Annotated in this window: 18 protein-coding genes; 7 read left to right on the top strand and 11 right to left on the bottom strand. The window is 55.2% G+C overall.

All coding sequences use genetic code 11. From position 1 onward, the window contains the following. Positions 1-282: 282 nt before the first annotated feature. The 4 genes from PG062_RS02405 to PG062_RS02420 all read right to left on the bottom strand — a co-directional run bounded on the left by PG062_RS02405 (position 283) and on the right by PG062_RS02420 (position 3,758). Positions 283-1,617, bottom strand: coding sequence for a type IV secretory system conjugative DNA transfer family protein (locus PG062_RS02405; RefSeq protein ID WP_270750928.1), 1,335 nt, complete (start codon positions 1,615-1,617; stop codon positions 283-285). Positions 1,618-1,626: 9 nt separating this feature from the next. Continuing rightward, positions 1,627-2,322 (bottom strand): plasmid recombination protein, encoded by a 696-nt coding sequence (locus PG062_RS02410; RefSeq protein ID WP_270750930.1) that lies wholly within the window; start codon positions 2,320-2,322, stop codon positions 1,627-1,629. Between the two features lie 264 nt (positions 2,323-2,586). Continuing rightward, positions 2,587-3,180, bottom strand: coding sequence for a hypothetical protein (locus PG062_RS02415; protein WP_270750931.1), 594 nt, complete (start codon positions 3,178-3,180; stop codon positions 2,587-2,589). Next, on the bottom strand, positions 3,177-3,758 hold the full coding sequence (locus PG062_RS02420; protein WP_270750933.1) for a recombinase family protein: 582 nt from the start codon (positions 3,756-3,758) through the stop codon (positions 3,177-3,179). The genes PG062_RS02415 and PG062_RS02420 overlap by 4 nt, the downstream gene beginning before the upstream one ends. Positions 3,759-4,113: 355 nt before the next feature. Between PG062_RS02420 and PG062_RS02425 the strand changes: the two genes are divergently transcribed. Both PG062_RS02425 and PG062_RS02430 read left to right on the top strand, forming a co-directional pair. Continuing rightward, positions 4,114-4,764 (top strand): SprT-like domain-containing protein, encoded by a 651-nt coding sequence (locus tag PG062_RS02425; RefSeq protein ID WP_270750935.1) that lies wholly within the window; start codon positions 4,114-4,116, stop codon positions 4,762-4,764. Positions 4,765-4,842: 78 nt separating this feature from the next. Further along, positions 4,843-4,980: a hypothetical protein gene (locus PG062_RS02430; RefSeq protein ID WP_178846648.1), complete on the top strand. Its 138-nt coding sequence runs from the start codon at positions 4,843-4,845 to the stop codon at positions 4,978-4,980. Between the two features lie 133 nt (positions 4,981-5,113). On the opposite strand, the gene lysS is transcribed toward PG062_RS02430, so the two are convergent. The 3 genes from lysS to PG062_RS02445 form a co-directional block, all read right to left on the bottom strand. Beyond that, positions 5,114-6,616: a lysine--tRNA ligase gene (gene lysS / locus PG062_RS02435; protein WP_270750940.1), complete on the bottom strand. Its 1,503-nt coding sequence runs from the start codon at positions 6,614-6,616 to the stop codon at positions 5,114-5,116. A 38-nt stretch (positions 6,617-6,654) separates the two neighbouring features. Further along, positions 6,655-7,149 (bottom strand): transcription elongation factor GreA, encoded by a 495-nt coding sequence (gene greA, locus PG062_RS02440; RefSeq protein WP_199488096.1) that lies wholly within the window; start codon positions 7,147-7,149, stop codon positions 6,655-6,657. Positions 7,150-7,242: 93 nt separating this feature from the next. After that, positions 7,243-7,428, bottom strand: a complete 186-nt coding sequence (locus PG062_RS02445) for a hypothetical protein (RefSeq protein ID WP_270750943.1) — start codon at positions 7,426-7,428, stop codon at positions 7,243-7,245. 137 nt (positions 7,429-7,565) lie between these two features. Here PG062_RS02445 and PG062_RS02450 point away from each other — a divergent pair, with 137 nt between their 5' ends. The 3 genes from PG062_RS02450 (at position 7,566) to PG062_RS02460 (ending at position 10,821) form a co-directional block, all read left to right on the top strand. Beyond that, entirely contained in the window at positions 7,566-7,922 is a 357-nt protein-coding gene (locus PG062_RS02450; protein ID WP_114000056.1) for a hypothetical protein, read from the top strand. Positions 7,923-8,001: 79 nt separating this feature from the next. Then, entirely contained in the window at positions 8,002-8,934 is a 933-nt protein-coding gene (locus tag PG062_RS02455; RefSeq protein ID WP_270750946.1) for a class B sortase, read from the top strand. 9 nt (positions 8,935-8,943) lie between these two features. Beyond that, positions 8,944-10,821, top strand: a complete 1,878-nt coding sequence (locus tag PG062_RS02460) for a hypothetical protein (protein ID WP_270750948.1) — start codon at positions 8,944-8,946, stop codon at positions 10,819-10,821. Positions 10,822-10,887: 66 nt separating this feature from the next. Here PG062_RS02460 and PG062_RS02465 read toward each other — a convergent pair whose 3' ends face one another. Then, positions 10,888-11,388, bottom strand: coding sequence for a GNAT family N-acetyltransferase (locus tag PG062_RS02465; RefSeq protein WP_270750950.1), 501 nt, complete (start codon positions 11,386-11,388; stop codon positions 10,888-10,890). A 361-nt stretch (positions 11,389-11,749) separates the two neighbouring features. On the opposite strand from PG062_RS02465, the gene PG062_RS02470 reads away from it, so the two are divergent. Next, on the top strand, positions 11,750-11,971 hold the full coding sequence (locus PG062_RS02470) for a YdbC family protein (protein ID WP_114000062.1): 222 nt from the start codon (positions 11,750-11,752) through the stop codon (positions 11,969-11,971). Further along, the gene (locus PG062_RS02475) at positions 11,971-12,576 is read left to right on the top strand and encodes an HD domain-containing protein (protein ID WP_114000060.1); all 606 of its coding nucleotides are present in this window, start codon (positions 11,971-11,973) and stop codon (positions 12,574-12,576) included. The genes PG062_RS02470 and PG062_RS02475 overlap by 1 nt, the downstream gene beginning before the upstream one ends. A gap of 343 nt (positions 12,577-12,919) precedes the next feature. On the opposite strand, the gene PG062_RS02480 is transcribed toward PG062_RS02475, so the two are convergent. The 3 genes from PG062_RS02480 to ftsZ all read right to left on the bottom strand — a co-directional run bounded on the left by PG062_RS02480 (position 12,920) and on the right by ftsZ (position 17,473). Continuing rightward, positions 12,920-14,803 carry a hypothetical protein gene (locus PG062_RS02480; protein ID WP_270750951.1) on the bottom strand — a complete coding sequence of 628 codons (1,884 nt, stop codon included), beginning with the start codon at positions 14,801-14,803 and terminating at the stop codon, positions 12,920-12,922. A gap of 249 nt (positions 14,804-15,052) precedes the next feature. Further along, positions 15,053-16,129, bottom strand: coding sequence for a coiled-coil domain-containing protein (locus tag PG062_RS02485; protein ID WP_270750952.1), 1,077 nt, complete (start codon positions 16,127-16,129; stop codon positions 15,053-15,055). A gap of 90 nt (positions 16,130-16,219) precedes the next feature. Then, complete coding sequence (gene ftsZ, locus PG062_RS02490) at positions 16,220-17,473, bottom strand: cell division protein FtsZ (RefSeq protein WP_270750953.1); 1,254 nt, start codon at positions 17,471-17,473, stop codon at positions 16,220-16,222. Between the last annotated feature and the right edge of the window lie 127 nt (positions 17,474-17,600).

The following is a 17,600-nucleotide window of genomic DNA, read 5'->3' on the forward strand; positions in this document are numbered from 1 at the left end:
CCAACTCCCGCATTTGGGTACACTTATACAATATTAGAATTGTACCATAAATCCATAAAAATGGGAACCTTTTTCCAGTTACGTTGCCAAAAAACGTTCGTTGGGGCAGTATGTGGCAGGTATTTTCATAAAAGCTAAAAAGACAGCCTTTTTTAGAAACGAACTAAATCACTTGCCCCAAGCTGCCCCGGAAAGATTTACCCAAAGAAAAAGGAGCAGCCCACTTGGAAAATCCAAGCTAACTGCTCCCGGTTGCCGCTTACGAAACGTTTTTTTGCAACGTCATTTGAAGTAAAAGTTCTTATGCAGCCGCACGGCCCCGTCATCGCAAATAACAATGAGGTCATGTTCCAAGTGTGCGAGGTCTGCGGGCTTGATGATAGGCTGCGGCTTCTGGCTGGTATCGGCGACCAGCAGTGTGTGCTTTTCGCCTATCATTTTGGAGAAGTATTCCTGCGTTTCGGTGTCCTTGCAGCCGAGCAGAACGGTAAACTTAAAGTTGCCAAGCATGGCTTTCCGTTCGTCCTTACCGTAAATCATATCGAGGTCGGCCAGCGATTGGGTGAGCACCATAATACGGATGTGACGCTTCCGCAGTTTGCGCAAGGCCTCGGTGATTTGCAGCTTGCCGAACGAGGCAAATTCGTCAAGACAAAATAGAATCATCTGCTTGTGTTCCGGCGGTCTGGATGAAAAGTATTCCATCGACTGGGCCGTAATAATGCGCAGCAGGTCGCCATAGATTTTGAGTTTTTCGTCCGGGATGAAAATATAAATGCTGTTCTGCTCCAAAGTGGCCGGACAGATGGATTTCTCATAAGTCGGAACTTTTCTAAGTGCATTTTTAATTTTGCTGTTCGTTGCAAATAGTTTGAGCGCGTCATCTGCACTCTGCTTGCAGCCTGCGGTATTTTGCTCACTGGCCCCGGCAAAGGAACTAATATATGCGTTGGCTGCGGTGTTTTCCTGTTTGGCAATATCGTTCAGCAGGGAGCGCCAATCATGGCCGAGGAAAAACTCGCAGATTTCGATAAAGCCCCAGCCCATGCCATAGTAGCAGATAAGGGCTGCCGTTATCATCTTGCGCCCGTTTTTGGTGAAAAATACTCCCGCCTCGCTGTCGTTGGCCTTGTCCGGCAGCAGCAGATAGGCCAGCTGCTCCAAGCGCTCCTGCCGCTCGGTGTCATCCGGGGCCGCATCAATGGACGCAAACACATCATACGGAATACAATCCGCCGCCGTAGGGTCAAAAATAATTTTGTTTTCTGTATGCACATTAGCTGATATGTCGCCGGATATGTCAACAACAAGAGCCGTGCCCTGCCAACTCCGCAAAGTCGGAATCAGTAGGGCACTTGTCTTGCCTGTGCCGGATGGCCCCATTACGAGGATGTGCCCCTCGTCCTGTTCGGGGGAGTAAGCCATCAGACCAAATTTCTTGCCCAGCAACACGCCCTGCGCCTTTTCTTTGGGACGATAGACGATGTTTCTGCGGGCGAACGGATTAGGCAGATGATTAGCCTGCCCGCGCAGATACACCAGCAGTGCCAGCACAGCCAGCAGAATCAGTGTTGCGCCATATAGATAGCAGTTGATAATCCATACAATCTGTTTCATGGCCGTTCCTTAAAAGTGAAGTCCTTGTTCAATTTTGGATTCTCCAAAATATAGTGCGGGACGCTCTACTTCCTGCTGATATTCCTGTTCGCGTTCGACTTTCAGCTGCGCGACAGTGCGGTTGCCCCCCTGCCGCTTTGTTACGCCGGTCATAACGTGGGCATCTTCCAGACCGTGTTCATCCAGATAGCGTTGCAGGTCAGGATGAAAATTGCGCAGTTCGCGGCGGTCAAGCACATCGTTCGCACAGATTTTATAGCCCTGTTCGTGCTTCGGGTCTTCCTCAACAGGGATAAAACAGAAATGCAAATGCGGCTGGCCGCCCTCGTCATCGTGGACGATGGCTTGCACGACATTTTCCTTGCCATAACGATTTTCCAAGAAATCGTATGAAGCACAGAAAAAGTCATCATAGCGGGCAGGGTCTAAATCTTGCGGGGCTGTCACTATCCAGCCAACCATAACTTTTACATCGTCACGATTGTAACAGTACAGTTCCGATTTGCGCTGCAAAAAGTAATCGTACCCGGTCATGCCCCGGTCTGGCGACAGAACATAGTCGTGTTCCAGCCGCTCCGGGTCAATATCCCGGTTGCTCGAATGTTCGATTGTTCGCCGGTTGTGGCGAAGTTGATTGCGGACTGCGCCCGCACTAAACTTCATGGCACACGCCATCATAATTTCTCCTTTCTCGGCGGGGTTCATGCCCCATCCGATTGCGACTTAAAATGCAATGCAAAAGTAGGCAGTGCATTTAGTCTTCATCTGCTGTGTCATACAAGGTATGGCAGTTTCTGTGGAAACTCCCACCGCCCTTGTGGGCTTACCTTGCCAAAGGGGCGTGACCCCTCTGGACTCCCCGCTGCCAACAAGACCTGCTTGCCGCCAGTGGGGGCTGCGGCCCCCATCGGAACGACTTTTCGCCGTTCCTGCCCCCTTGGGTTTGCAGCCATCCGCCGTGATGCACTATCACGCATCACACCACTGCTGCCATGCTGCAAAATCAATGAGATGCAGCAACTTCAGGCCGTCATACCAGTCAAAGTCTTTCTTCGGTTCGTTGGTGTACACAATCGTGGACAGCACGTTATATACGATGGCTTCGTCCCAGATGTACTCCCAATTTGCAAGAACATCTTCCACCAGTCCGTCATATCCGTTCTTCGTGGGTACATAACCGGGAACACGCTCTTTCAGCAGTGCAACCACCCTATCCATATCCGACTGCACACATTCATTGCAGGTTGAAATTTTCCCGTTGTCTTCCGCGCCAAACGGGAAGCGTTCAAGAATCTGTTTTAGAATGGCGTTGTCACGGATAGGGTGCTTTCCCAGCCAACGGATTCCACGGGAGATGCTCTGTTTGACGAGCCACGCATTCAGCGTTCCGGCTTCATGCTCCTGAAGGATGAAGCCTGCTTCAATCCCCAGCTTTTCCGATACCGGCAGGAACTTGTCAAGGAAAGCGTTGTTGGCGAACTCGCTTGCGTCCACCTTTTCTTCCTTGACCACGCGGTTGAGCAGTGCATTGTTTGTTTCGGACAGTTTGATAGTAATTTTCATTGTTGTACCTCAACTTTCTTCTTAGCCCTTTGCAGGGTGCTTCTGGAAATGCCTGTCATGGCCTCTACCTGTTTATAACTATACTCACTTAGTAACCCAAGTGCGTGTTTCACCTGCAATGCCGTGAATTTTTGCGGGCGTCCATCCCGGAAGCCCGGTTTTGCCATTGCTGCCTGTCGGCCACTCTGAGTGCGCTCGATTATCTGCGCTCTTTCAAATTCAGCAAAAGCAAGCAGCATCGTTGCCACAAGCCGCCCCATAGGGGAGTTGTCCAACAGGCCCATATTGAGAATGTGGACGGCAACACCTTTATCCCGCAGCAAATCCACATACTGCAAGCCTTCCTTTGCTGACCTGCAAAACCTATCCATTTTGCAGACCACCAAAGTATCACCCGCCTGTAAGGATTTGCACAGGTTGTCAAATACCTGCCGTTCGTGAGCGCCGGACGCTGCCTCTCTTACAATGGTTGCAGTCGGATAGCGCTCCCTTATCTGCTGCTCCTGCTCGGCCAAAGAGGTTCCGGGCACCTGCCCTTTGGTTGACACTCGGATGTAGCCATAATAGGCCATTTTCATGCGCTCCTTTTGAATATAAGTTTTGACGCGGCCCAAATACCTGTTTTATGCGGGGCCACTTCTGCGCACCAAAAGTTCAAACTTTTGGGCTTTTTAAGGAAGGTTTGGACTTTGCGCCGTTTTCCGGCACAAACAGGGGAACGACGGGGGATTGTCCCAACCGCGCCCAGTATTATGGGCAACTCTCGGCTTTGGGCAAGGGGCTTTCGCGGCATATCCTCGCTCGGCTTCGGTATTCCACGTTTCCCTTGCCACAGCCTCTATTTGCCTCTCTTTTTGGTCGCCGGTTGGGGCCAATAATTTCCACCCCCGCCAAAGGCGATTAAAAGTGAACTTTGAAAGAGAGGTTTTCAAAATGAAAAAGACCGTCAAAACCAGCCGCGTTGCAGGACAGCTTGAAAAAATGTATCGCCTGCTGAACGCCAGATTTTTCAATGGGGAACTGCCCGAAGTTGTCATCAGCCTAAAAAAGACCGTGGGCGCTTATGGGCATTTCACTTGCAGTAAGGTTTGGCAGGCAGGAGACGAGCGGCGGTATGAAATCAACATCAGCAGCGCCACACTTAGCCGCCCGATAGAAGACACTTGCAGTACGCTTTTGCATGAGATGTGTCATTGTCTGGCGGCAGAAAAAGGTATCAAAGATACCAGTGGTTCCGGAAACTTTTACCACAATCGGAAGTATAAGGAGATTGCCGAAAGCCACGGGCTTTGCGTTGAGAAGCATCCAAAATACGGATGGACGATTACAAGCCCCGGACTTCCTTTGCTGGATTTCATCGAGGAACAGGGCTGGCAAGACCTTCAGATGTGCGAGGCGGTCAGCCTGTGGGATGTAATTGGAACACTCCCCAAAGGGGCAGGCAACGGAACCGTCACCAAGACCAAGAAGCCCAGCAGCACCCGCAAATATATTTGCCCCTGCTGTCACCAGAGCGTAAGAGCCACAAAAGCCGTGAACATCATTTGCGGTGATTGCATGGAGAAGATGGAACCCGCCGAGTAAGCAACCATCGGACAGAGATAACAGCCGAGTGAGAGTAGGCAATTTTATAATGCACTTTTTAAGATGAAGGGATTTCAAATGAACTGGAAATATGATTATTATAATTGCCCCGATGACCCGGATACCGGCGTTCCTGCCTGCGGTGACCTGCCGGAATGTAAAAGCTGCGAATGGTATCACCTCATTACTTCCGCGCAGAAATGCACAACTACATAAACAAAAAAGCAGAGAGTCATCCGTAAGAGGATAACTCTCTGCTTTTTGTAAAGCCTTTTCTGCACAAGTTTGGTGTCAATGTGGTGTCAAATCAGCCAAACGCGGTTGATAAAAGGCGTAGAATCAATGCTTTTTAGTCGATGGGCTTCATCGTGGGGAACAGCAGAACATCGCGGATGGAGGCGCTGTCGGTCAGGAGCATGACGAGACGGTCAACGCCGAAGCCGAGGCCGCCCGTGGGGGGCAGGCCGTATTCCAAAGCGGTAACATAGTCGTAATCAACCTGGGCTTTGCAGTTGGGCTCGATGGCCTTGCGCTCAGCAACCTGGCGCTCAAAACGTGCTTTCTGGTCGATGGGGTCATTCAACTCGCTGAATGCGTTGCCATACTCGGTGCAGTCAATGAAATACTCAAACCGCTCAGTAAACGCCGGGTCATCGGGCTTGCGCTTGGCCAGCGGGCTGATTTCGACAGGATAATCATAGATAAAAGTAGGCTGGATGAGCTTATCTTCAACAAATGCATCAAAGAACTCTGCCAGGATCGCACCCTTGGTCGGAACTTCGGGCAGCTCCACATGGTGCTCCTTAGCAGCGGTGATGGCATCCTCATCGGTTTTCCAGTCATTGAAATCAACACCGGAATACTTCTTGACGGCCTCCACCATGGTCAGGCGCTCCCAGTGGCCCAAGTCGATCTGCTTGCCCTGGTAGGTGATCTCCATGCTGCCGCAGACCTTGAGAGCCAGGCGTTTGTAGAGCTCTTCCACCAGATCCATCATGCCGTGGAAATCAGTGAATGCCTGATACAGCTCAATGGTGGTGAATTCGGGGTTATGCTTGGGGTCCATACCCTCGTTGCGGAAGATACGGCCAACCTCATATACACGGTCCATGCCACCCACGATCAGGCGCTTGAGGTAAAGCTCTGTCTCGATGCGCAGCACCATATCCATATCCAGCGTATTGTGATGGGTATAGAAAGGACGGGCAGAAGCGCCGATTTCAAACGGGGTCAGGATGGGGGTATCGACCTCCAAAAAGCCCTTTTCGTCCAGGTAAGCGCGGATCTCTTTCAGGATCTGGCTGCGCTTGACAAAAGTATCCTTGACTTCGGGGTTGACGATCAGGTCAACATAGCGCTGGCGGTAGCGGGCTTCACGGTCAGTCAGGCCATGGAACTTTTCGGGCAGAGGCAGCAGACTCTTGGAAACCAAGGTCAGCTCATGCACGCGCACGCTCAGTTCGCCCATTTTGGTGCGGAACACTTCGCCGGTGCAGGCAATGATATCGCCCACATCCATCTTTTTGAATGCGGCGTATGCTTCATCGCCCAGCAGATCACGCTTGACGAAGATTTGGATATCACCTTTCGCATCGCGCAGGTGGGCAAAGCTGGCCTTGCCCATAACGCGCTTGGACATCATACGGCCAGCCAGGCTAACCATACGGCCGGTATCTTCCTCAGCGGGCAAATCTTTATATTCTTCTTTCAAATCAGCAGAGAAAGCATCCTGCTTGCATTTGGTGATGGTAAACGGGTCGTGGCCGGCGGCCTTGAGGTCGGCCAGCTTCTGACGCCGTACTGCCGCTTCCGATGCGGCGTTCTGGGGGGCGGACTGCTTGTTCTGTTCCATGGCGCAGGTTCCTTTCCTGTTTTTATATCCGGGGGTGATCAGCGGCTGCGGCTGACACCCAGAATGGTGTATTCCAAAATATTGCCGTTGGGCAGGGTAACGTCAACCTTATCGCCAGTCTTGTGGCCGATGAGGGCAGCGCCGACCGGACTTTCATCGCTGATACGGCCCTGGTCGATGTCGGCTTCGGTAGAACCGGTGATATCATACTCTTCAGCTTCGTCCGGCTCATCGCCCTCTGCCAGGATGCGCACATGCATACCGATAGAAACGGTATCCAGGCTCAGGTCACTGTCGTCCATGATGCGGGCAACCTTCAGGGTAGCTTCCAGGTCAGCAATGCGGGCTTCAACCACAGCCTGCTCTTCCTTGGCGGCATCGTATTCCGCGTTCTCAGAAAGGTCACCGTAACCACGGGCAACCTTGATCTTTTCAGCAATCTCGGAACGCTTGACAGTTTTCAGGGTGTCCAGTTCTTCTTCCAGCTTTTTATAACCCTCATGGGTAACAACAACTTCTTTGGCCATTGTCAATGTCTCCTTAGCAATTAAAAAGTCGTGCGGCCCGGTGGGAGCCGCACTAGTTTTAATATTTTATCGTTTTTTCCTGTCGCTGTCAAGTAGATTTTAGCGTTGCGGCTCTGTTTTTCCTTTCAGGAAAGCCACACTGCGCCGCTGTTTTTCAAATGGCGGGTTCTGGGGGGTTCGACGGTGCAAATCACTGCTTCCGCCATACATTTTCAGCATTTCTGCGCTGTTTTTTGCTTTGTTTTGTCTGAACCATCTGCTTTTTAACCACTTCATATTGACCATTGGCGTAAAACGTGGTAACATGTAGATGTTATATAGCATGCTGGCGCAGGGATACTGTTGCCGGCGGTTTTGCATGTATGTATGGTTTTTGTGCCCATTGGATATATTATTTTATGCAAAAGGGAGGTTTTGCGCCGTTGAAGCGTTTTTTGTGTGCGGTGATCGTTGCTGCGCTGCTGTTGTTCTGTGTTGCCTGCGGCAGCCATGCGGCCGTCTCCGCTGATTCGATCGCAACTGCCGCACCCACGGCATCCTCATCCCGCAATATTCGCAGCGAACCTATTACCGTAAACAGCACCGTGGCTGACGCTGATACCGTGAACAATGCACAGACCGCAGCCCCCACTACGGAAGCAACCGAAGCTCCTGCGGAAAGCGAGGCCGAAGAGGTGGATACCCCCGCTACCGGGGATTTTCCGGTGCCTTACCTGGCTGCTGTGCTGGGGTTGATTCTGGTTTGTTCCGCGGGCCTGGTTATGCTCAAGCGTATCTGATTTTATTCGTCCATTCCAAAAGGGAGGCCGCGCGGCTTCCCTTTTTTTTACCTTATTTTATGCAAGGGGGTGTTTTTCTATGCCACGCCGTTTTCCTCGCCTGCGGGGGGACAGCCGCTTGTATCCGTTTGCTGCACGCACGGCGCTGCGGCGGCGCCAAAAGCACCGGGCCTGGGCGCTGCGCCTTTGCGGCGCTGCGGTGCTTTGCCTGGCTGCCGGGCTGATCCTGCGGGATACTGTATTCCGCGGCGGCCAGCCAGAAGCCCCGGTCACCACCGCGGAGTCAACGGAGCAGCCCTCCCCCACCCCGATTGCCATTACCCCGCGGGCCGCAACGGTGGATGTGCTGGCCGCCGCCGAAAGTGCGGACAGTGATGTCCACTCTTCCCCCGCGCCGCATCCAAGCCCGGATGCCGCCCAGGCGGCGGATATTCTGCCTCAGTATCAGGAGCTTTACGCCCAGAATCCCGACCTTGCAGGCTGGCTGTGCATCAACGGCACCAACATTAACTACCCTGTGGTTCAGGCAGACAACAGTTATTACCTGCGCCGCGGGTTTGACCGACTGTATTCCACCGCCGGAACGCTGTTTTTGGATGAGCGCTGCCGCCTTGCCACGCCAAACGCCGCCGGAACGGCCAATGCCCTGATTTACGGCCACAACACTGCCAGCGGCAGCATGTTCAGCCAGCTGCTGAACTATGCGGACAAAGCGTTTTACACCGCCCACCCTACCTTTCAGTTTGATACGCTGTACGAAGAAGGCACCTGGCAGGTTGCCGCTGTGCTGCGCACTGAGCTTGGCGCGGATACGCTGCCCTACTATTCCTTTTTTGATGCTTCCACGCAGGAAGAATGGCAGCAGCGCGTGGATGCCATTCTGGAACTTTCGCTTTACGATACCGGCGTTGTGCCCCAATATGGGGACCAGCTGCTGACCCTTTCCACCTGTGGCGTTGCCACCGTTACAACCAACAGCCGCTTTGCCGTGCTGGCCGTAAAAATAAACTGAGGTGCATCTATGAGCATTCTGGCGCAAATCATTGGTCTTGCCTGCCTGCTGTTCTGGGGGTTCTGGCTTTGCTGCAAGCTGCGGCTGCCCGCCGGGTTTGCCCCGCTGTGCGGGCTGTGCTTTTGCATGATAGTGCTGCAGCTGGCTGGCAGCTGCAACCAGCTTTGGCTGGGGGCCCAGCTGCTGCTTGTGGGGGCTGTGCTCACCCTGGCGCAGCGTCGCCGTCACGAAATTTTGCCCCAGCTGCTCTCCCCGGGTGTGCTGGCCTTTTGCAGCGCTGCTGGGGTGCTGATGGCGGTGTTCGCCATCCGGCAGCCGGAATTCCAGACCTGGGATGAATTCAGCCATTGGGGTATCTACTTCAAAAGTGTATTTTACCAGCACCGTTTTGCCGTGTGGGATACCACCCGCAGCCTGGCCCATCAGGCATACCCGCAGGGCCTGCCGGGGCTGTACGCCCTGTTTGCGCTGCCCACCGCCCAATACCGGGAAGCGGATGTACTGTTTGTCACTGCGCTGCCGCTGGCTGCGGCGGCTTCTGCCCTGTTTGCCCTGCCGCAGGTCACAGCCCGCCGCCCGCGCATCGCTTATACTGTCTGCGCCTGCCTGGCCGCACCGGCGCTGTTTTGGCTGTTTGCCCCCGATACCCCCTATACGACTGCTTATATGGACGCCCCGGTGGGCGCCCTGTTTGCTGCGGCGCTTTGTGTTATCCTGCTGCCCTGTGCTGCTAACAGCCGCGTGCAGCGCGGTCTGGCGCTGGCATTCCTGTGCGGCGCATTGACCACTGTAAAAGAGATTGGCACCGTGTTCGCGCTGTGTGTGGTGGGCATCTGGTTTCTGCAATGCCTGCTGGATGCGCTGCGGGATAAGGGCGGCTTCCTGCTGCCCTTTACCACTGCGCTGCCCTGCTTTGCCATACCGCTTGCCTGGAAGCTGCTGCTGAAAGCCCTGCACCGGGCCGATGACCAGTTTTCCTCCATGGGGCCGGGATACTTTTTGCAGTGCTGGCAAGAGGCCCGCACCGGTTTTGACCGCTACTTTTACGATGTGTGGGACCGCTACTATGCCCGGCTGCGCAGCTATCCGCTGCTGTTTGGGGCCAGCACCTTCAAGGTGGGCTGTTTGTGCGCTGCGGCCGCGGTGTTGCTTTTAATCGTTCTGATCTGGGCCATGGGGCGGTGGCAGGGGCTGCGCACGGCGCTGCCGGGGCTGTGCATGATCTTGTACTGGCCGCTTTATCAGGGCATGTTGTTCTATGTGTACATCTGCGGCATGAGCCCTTATGAGGCACTGGAGATGGCCAGCTGGGAGCGGTATTTCTGCTGCTTTTTCCTCGGCTGGATCAGCGTGCTGGAAGGCGAAGCCCTGCTGGCCGGGTTTGCTGCGGCCCACCGCCTGCCGCGAATGGCCGGGCATGCGGTGCCCGCCATTGTTCCCTGCCTGCTGGTTTGCAGCACGCTTTGGGGCATCTGGCAAGCGGGCGGTGCTGCATCCCTCTTCTGCCTGCCGAAAGCCGACTGGCGCACCGAGCAGCAACAGATCGCTGCAGACATGCTAACCCGCATGGACGGCGCACAGAATGGCAGCATTTGGCTGCTGAGCGCCGACGACTCGATGGCCGTGCAGAACATGTGGTACTACCAGTACGAGCTGTACCCCGCCGTTACCGCGGTGGAAGCCCAGAGCAGCGAAACTGATGTGGATCTCGGCTACAACATCGGCGAGCATGATGTGACCTGGCTGGTGCTGTTTGGCGTAACCGATGATTTTACCGCACGTTACGCTGATCTGGCCGATGATGGTCTGCGCAGTGCCCAAAGCACCGCCCCGGCGCTGTACGCCGTAACCAATGTGGATGGACGGATTTATTTGACGGCAAAATAGAAACAGGCATGTGCCGCATACGGGAGATGGTATTCTCGCCGTGCGGCACATGCCTTTTGCTTTGTTTTATAGTTCACACTCCATGGGCAGGTAAGCGCCATTTTCGTTCGGGGTGCGCTGGCCGGTCAACGCAAAACCGTTTTTCTGCCAGAAGGCTTTGCTTTGGGGGTTGCCCTCGTCGATGGCAAGGCGCAGTGTTTTGAATTGTTCGGCCCGCAATGCCTGCTTGCAATCTGCAATCAGTGCGCTGCCGGTACCCCTGCCCTGTTGGGCAGCATCCACCATAAATAGGCCGATGTATGCGGTGGCCGGGTTGGGGTAGCCGGTGATCAGATCCATCATCGCGGCCAGCGTTTCACCGTCATAAAAGCCGATAAAATATTTATCCGACAACGTTTTGCCCGGCGGAACAGCCTGCAGATCATCCAGAATGCTGGCTTTGGTGGCCATGGGCGGGTGGTAGCGGTAGAACTGCGGGTTGCCGCTGCACAAAGCCAGCATGGCATCCACATCTGTTTCCATCAGCTGCCGGACGGTGTACCGGCGGGAAAGGGATTGCAGCTGCATGAGGTTCTCCTTTTCTGTTTTGATTCTATTCTTGGGTGGGGCGTATCTTGTTTTTTTGGTGGTATTTGCTGTATTCCGGGGTAGAATATTGGGCAAGGCCCGTCATGCGGGACGATGCAAGCATCGTCCCCTACAAATAGGGTTGGGTTTGTTGCAGGTTTTATAATATGCAATACGGCAAGGCTTCGGCGGGATGAGAGTCCCCCGCCCCACTTACCACTTAATATATCACCGCCCTCCCCACACCGCAACGCTTTTCCCCTTGCAATTTTGCGGCAAATCCGCTATGATGAAACACGAGAAATTTTATGGCCGGGGCGGCGCCGCGCTGCCCTGTGCCAATGATGAAGGAGATCCTGTTATTATGGCATTCAAATATGAAATCACCGAGCGCATTGCTGTTCTTTCCACCAACTCCAGCGGCTGGGAGCGCCAGCTGAACCTGATCAGCTGGAATGACCATGAGCCGAAGTACGACATCCGTGACTGGTCCCCGGACGGCAGCAAGATGGGCAAGGGCATCAGCATGACCAAAGAGGACCTGATTGCCCTGAAAGGCATTCTTGATGACATGGAGCTGTGATGGAAGATTATCGCGCACAATTTATTGACATTTACAACAAGAATGTCACCCGCCCCGGTGCGGACCGCCTGCTGAAATGGCTGGAGGGCACAGACTTTTTTACCGCGCCCGCTTCCACCAAGTTCCACGGTGCATGCGAGTGCGGCCTTGTGATGCACAGCATCAATGTGTACAACGCCATGATGCAGCACTTTTTCACGGAAGGGGAAGATAACCCCGAAACTTTTGCGGTGTGCGCCCTGCTGCACGATGTATGCAAGGCGAACTTTTACAAAGTCAGCACCCGCAACGTGAAAAATGATGCTACCGGTCAATGGGAGAAAGTTCCTTTTTATCAGGTAGCCGACCAGCTGCCCTATGGCCACGGTGAAAAGAGCGTTTATCTCATTGAGCACTTCATGCGCCTAAAAACCGATGAAGCCATTGCCATCCGCTGGCATATGGGCGGTTTTGACGATGCGGTGCGCGGCGGCAGTTTTGCGGTAAGCGATGCTTACAACCGCTACCCGCTGGCCGTCAAGCTGCACGCTTCGGACCTGATTGCCACCTATCTGATGGAGCAGGGCACCAGCAATGTGGAAAACGGCCACCCAAAAACAAAATAATTGATAGCAGAAACGGCACAGCCTTTTTACCGGGCTGTGCCGTTTATCTTAGGCAACACCGCACAATTCCCGCCTTGCGGCTTAAGCACCGCTCCGGCAGCTGCGGCACGGCATCTGCGTTGCCAAAATGCTCGATAATGTCGGGTTGCGGTACCCGCATCGTGCTTCGGGGGCAAAAGCCCCTCGCACTCTGCGACCGCTGCCCCTGCTTCGGTTCGCTGTTTCCGCCACTGGCGGCGCTCACCTTTGCAGCATCCAGTATTATCTGCGCTTTTGGCTTGGCATCTGCCGCACCTCGCTCGCCGTATCGGCACTTAGAATTATGCGGTATTGCCCTTATTGCTTACTGCACGCTTTGCATATATTCATCAATTCTCTGGCTGAAGATTTCCGGCCAGCGGGCGTCGTATTCGGCAAACACCTGCTTGAAGTAATCGGCTTCCTCTGCATCCGGCCGGGCTGTGCGGCGGTAGCAATACAGGGTAATGCCGTCCAGCGGGAACTCGGTCACATATTCATAATGGACGGCAGCAGGGCTTTGGGTGCGCAGCGCTGCGTTGATGGGGCCGACAATGCCGCCCTCATCCACACGATCGGTCACCATCACATATTCTGACGTCCAGATTCCCGTGGGGAAGCCATGGGTGGAGGGCACACTGCTCTCCCACAGGATCATCGTTTGCAGCTGGGGGTGGGCCGGGTCACTGTAGGCAAAGGTAGTGCCGCTGTAACCATTGGAATCCATATTGATGTAAACAGTCTGGTCCTCGGTGCAATGCTCCAGCACAAAATCTGTCACGGCGCGCATCTGGGCCAGGTCGGTGCGGCGGGTCAGGTCCAGGCTTTCGCTGCTCAGGGCCAGGGTCTGCACGTTTTTACCGGGCAGACGCAGGGCGTTGCCGAAGTTGACCACCAAAAATACGGCCAGAACACCCGCCGCAGCATTGCGCAGCCAGGGCTTTGCCTTTTGCTGGGTCAGTTTGGCGCACAGGCCAAACAGCATCAACAGGTAAAAAGGCGCAAGGATCAGGCTCTGGTGGTCGCCCAGGGACTGGGTACGGGTAAACAGCACCATCGCCCCCAGGCTGGCCGCGGCGGCTACAATAGCCTGTACACGGGTGCTGCGGCAATACAGCAGCCACACCAAGCCTGCCGCGCAGAGCACCAGCCAGATCAGTCCCTGGGTGCGCAGCTGGCCCAGGCAGTTGTTGCCAAAGCCGCCGCCGTAGTAAGCGCCGTAAATATCGGCGTAGTCGGTTGTCAGGATGGTTTTGAAGGTGGGCAGCAGCGCCCCCACGATGATCACAGCGCTGGGCACGCCGAACAGCAGCATATGTTTGAGGGTACTCCCCAGCGTTTTGCGGCGCACCGCCCCCACCAGCACCGCCAGCACATACACAGCATAAAACGCCAAGATCCAGAACATGTACCAGCGCCGGGTCAGGATCAGGGCAAACGTTGCAGCAAAAATTGCCAACAGCCGCGGCCAGGGCAGCGTTTCAAACCGGTAATCCGCGCACAGCAGGGCGATCACTGCGGCAAAAGTCAGGCCAAAGGCATCCGGCATGCCGTGGGTGGCAGGCCACAAAAACATGGGCCACAGCACCATAACCGCCATACACAGCGGGTAATACAGCGCCGTATGGCAAGCGGGCAACTGCTGGGCCAGGTATTTTGCGCCCATCAGCAGCGCAAACCACATGGGCACAAAGCAGGTGATGGCATAGCACACCATAAACGCATTGATGCTGCGCCCGGTAAAGAGATACGGCACACTGATAAAGAGATTCATGAACATCTTATAGTCCGCCGTCAACAGGCTTTCCAGCAGCACATGAATGCCGTAAAATCCGCTTTGACCAAAGCTGCCGAACAGCAGTGTCTGCTTGGCAAAATAGTTGATCGCGTCATCACTGTACACCGTTTGGCGGTAGCACACCAGTGCAGCGATGACCGCAACGCCCACAGCGGAGCCAGCCAGCCAACTGCGCAGGAACGTTTTATCCTGTGCTACCCTCTGACCGGGGAACACCGTCTGCCAGGTAAAGTGCAGCAGCAGGCACAGCCCGCCCATGCAGACAGCCCACATCAGCACCACCAGCAGCATGCCGCCATAGGCTGTGATCACACCGCCCACCAGAATGGCACACAGCAGCAGCACGCCATACGCCAGCCAGCGTGGACCGGCCGGGAGTGCGCGAAGGTTCGGGAACTGAATTTTTCCCATCGGGGGCCTCCTTTCGCCCTTTATTTGTTTATACAATTTGTTTATATAAAATCGTTTTATACAAATCATTTATTTTGTTCGTGTTGTCCTGCTCTTGTACAACCCTTATGCGGCTTATTTCACAGGGGGGAACAGTTACACTCCACGCAGTCACACAACACTGCGGGCATCCGGCACTTCCACACTTTGCAGGTCAAATACAAAAGCAGCCCGCGAAACCAAGGCTCCGCGGGCTGCCGGGTTATGTATTTACTTTCTTGCGGCCGCCGGCTGATTCAAACGTTCCAGCTCGGCATTCAGGTCCTGGCTCACACTGCGGCGGGTATCACCTGCGCGGCGCAGGCGGTGGGTGTTTGCATTATTGGCCTGCACCTGCGGCTGGCTGCGCACAGGGCGCACCCGTTTGGCAGCTGGCTGAGCAGACTTATTATGGCGCACCTTTGCCTGGGCAGCGGGGCAATTTTCCTTTGCGGTGTTCTCTCCAAAGTGGCGCAGCTCCGCACCAAAGGCTTCAAAATCTGCACCGGTTGCATCCAGTGCCTGATAAATTGCCGTGGTGGCATCATCCAGATCCGCAGTGGCGGCGCTCAGGCGTTCATCCACGCGGGTCACACGCTCACGCAGCATGGCAAGGCTTGCGGCCAAATCGCGGGCATGCTCTGTCATGCGGCCCTGCTGCTCTTCAGCCTGCTGTTTCAGGCGTTCTTCGGCCGCATCGGCTTTCAGGCGGGCTTCCATCAAAATCTGACGGGCCTCAATGCGGGCTTCCTCGGTCACATCAGCCTGGGGTGCCTTCGGTTCCGGGGCCGACTCCGGCTTTTCCTGCGGGGTAGGCTGAGGTGCGGGGGCCGGTTCCTGCTTGGGGGCAGGCATACCGCCTTTGGGGATCATCGCCTCGTATTCAGCAATCTGCTTTTCGTACTCGTCGATCTGTTTTTGCAGATCGCGGCAACGGAACTGCCATTCCACCACAGCCTGCTGATTTTCTTTATTGCGGCTCAGGTTTGCCGTGGCGCGCTCTTCTACCGATTTGGCACGGGCGACCACCTCGGCAGCCGATTTTTCCGCAGCTTCGGCGCGCTGGTTAGCAGCTGAAAGATCGCTTTGCAGCTTTTCCACACAGGCACGTGCAGCGGACTGTTCAGAGCGCATTTTATCCAGCTGGGCCTGCAGCTGGGCAATCTGCTCTTCCTGCTCTGCGCTGTGCTGCCGGTTTTCGTTATCCAGTGCATTGAGGTAAGCCAGCACATCATTTTTATCAAAGCCCCGGAACGTGGTTCGGAACCCTTTTTCCTGCAGGGCTGATAAGGTTTGGCTGCTGGGCATAGCTTTCCTCCTAAACTGGTCAGCGGGCCGTTTTGTTTTTTATGCGAGCATGCCTGCCCGCAGCCGCAAAGGATAGAGAACGCGCAGCGATCAGGAACGCTTGTTCAGGATGCTGAGCAGATCGTTGAAGTAATCACCGTCATCTTCGCTGCTGTCATCTTCCTTGGCAGCGGGGGCGGTGGAAACCGGGGTGTCAACATTGGGGTTGAACACATTGCTGAATACCGGGTTGGGGATGACCGGATCAGCGGCCGGGGCCGGGGTCGGGGCGGGAGCCGGAGCAGGTGCAGCGGCCGGGCGCGGTGCAGCCGGGGCAGCAGCAGGTGCAGCGCCTGCGGCAGCGCGCTGGGCGTTCACAACAGCCTGGATGGGCTCGTCCACGCCAGGCGTGCTTTCAAAGCCGGTAGCCACAACAGTAATGCTCATCTCATCCTGCAGGCGCTCGTCAAACGCAGTACCCCAAATGATGTTCGCATCGGGATGTGCGCTCTGGGTGATCATGGAAGCAGCAGTCTCAACATCGTCCAGGCCGATATCCGGGCTGGAGGTAATGTTGATGATAACGCCGCGTGCACCGGCAATGCTGGTTTCCAGCAGCGGGCTGGAGATTGCAGCCTTGGCAGCGTTTTCTGCCTTGCCTGCACCCTTGGCAACGCCAACGCCCATGTGGGCAAAGCCGGCATCCTTCATGATGGAACGGACGTCAGCAAAGTCGAGGTTGATGAAAGCGGGAACATTGATCAGGCTGGAGATGCTCTCAACGCCCTGGCGCAGCACGTTATCGGCTGCTTCAAAAGCGTTCATCAGGGTGATCTTTTCCTGGCTGATGAGCTTCAGCCGCTCGTTCGGGATCACGATCAGGCTGTCTACATGCATCATCAGGTTGGCAATACCCTGTTCGGCCATGCTCATCTTGCGCTTGCCCTCAAAGGCAAAGGGCTTGGTGACAATACCGACGGTCAGGATGCCCAGGTCATGGGCCGTTTCGGCCACGACCGGTGCAGCGCCGGTGCCGGTGCCGCCGCCCATGCCAGCGGTGATGAACACCATCTGGGCACCTTTCAGTGCATTGGCGATCTCATCCTTGCTTTCCTCCGCTGCACGCTGGCCGACCTCCGGGTCAGCACCAGCGCCGCGGCCCTTGGTCAGCTTTGCGCCAAGCTGAACCTTCTGGGTAGCCTTGGAGTTGACCAGTGCCTGCTGGTCGGTATTCATTGCTACAAATTCAACGCCATTCAGGCCAGCTTCAACCATGCGGTTCACAGCATTGCCGCCGCCGCCGCCAACACCGATAACCTTAATGTTGGTTACATTCTGCATCTCTTCATCGAGAACGAACGCCATAAGTGTATCCCCCTAAAGAATATAAAATTGCAAATGCAACAGGGCCGGATTTCCGCCAGCGGACACACTGACCCCCATAAAGGAAGCGCCGCCCTACCCCCCAAACTTTGCTTACGCGCGTTGCGGT

The organism is Gemmiger qucibialis, assembly GCF_027689445.1.
GTDB lineage: Bacteria > Bacillota > Clostridia > Oscillospirales > Ruminococcaceae > Gemmiger > Gemmiger qucibialis.

Bases quoted from the DNA above. Each gene is read 5' to 3' on its own strand.
- PG062_RS02410 (WP_270750930.1), bottom strand. From the start codon at position 2,322: ATGAACCCCGCCGAGAAAGGAGAAATTATGATGGCGTGTGCCATGAAG.
- PG062_RS02475 (WP_114000060.1), top strand. From the start codon at position 11,971: ATGGAAGATTATCGCGCACAATTTATTGACATTTACAACAAGAATGTC.
- PG062_RS02460 (WP_270750948.1), top strand. From the start codon at position 8,944: ATGAGCATTCTGGCGCAAATCATTGGTCTTGCCTGCCTGCTGTTCTGG.
- PG062_RS02480 (WP_270750951.1), bottom strand. From the start codon at position 14,803: ATGGGAAAAATTCAGTTCCCGAACCTTCGCGCACTCCCGGCCGGTCCA.
- PG062_RS02465 (WP_270750950.1), bottom strand. From the start codon at position 11,388: ATGCAGCTGCAATCCCTTTCCCGCCGGTACACCGTCCGGCAGCTGATG.
- PG062_RS02425 (WP_270750935.1), top strand. From the start codon at position 4,114: ATGAAAAAGACCGTCAAAACCAGCCGCGTTGCAGGACAGCTTGAAAAA.
- lysS (WP_270750940.1), bottom strand. From the start codon at position 6,616: ATGGAACAGAACAAGCAGTCCGCCCCCCAGAACGCCGCATCGGAAGCG.
- PG062_RS02430 (WP_178846648.1), top strand. From the start codon at position 4,843: ATGAACTGGAAATATGATTATTATAATTGCCCCGATGACCCGGATACC.
- PG062_RS02445 (WP_270750943.1), bottom strand. From the start codon at position 7,428: ATGGTCAATATGAAGTGGTTAAAAAGCAGATGGTTCAGACAAAACAAA.
- ftsZ (WP_270750953.1), bottom strand. From the start codon at position 17,473: ATGGCGTTCGTTCTCGATGAAGAGATGCAGAATGTAACCAACATTAAG.
- PG062_RS02455 (WP_270750946.1), top strand. From the start codon at position 8,002: ATGCCACGCCGTTTTCCTCGCCTGCGGGGGGACAGCCGCTTGTATCCG.
- PG062_RS02420 (WP_270750933.1), bottom strand. From the start codon at position 3,758: ATGAAAATGGCCTATTATGGCTACATCCGAGTGTCAACCAAAGGGCAG.
- PG062_RS02415 (WP_270750931.1), bottom strand. From the start codon at position 3,180: ATGAAAATTACTATCAAACTGTCCGAAACAAACAATGCACTGCTCAAC.
- PG062_RS02485 (WP_270750952.1), bottom strand. From the start codon at position 16,129: ATGCCCAGCAGCCAAACCTTATCAGCCCTGCAGGAAAAAGGGTTCCGA.
- PG062_RS02405 (WP_270750928.1), bottom strand. From the start codon at position 1,617: ATGAAACAGATTGTATGGATTATCAACTGCTATCTATATGGCGCAACA.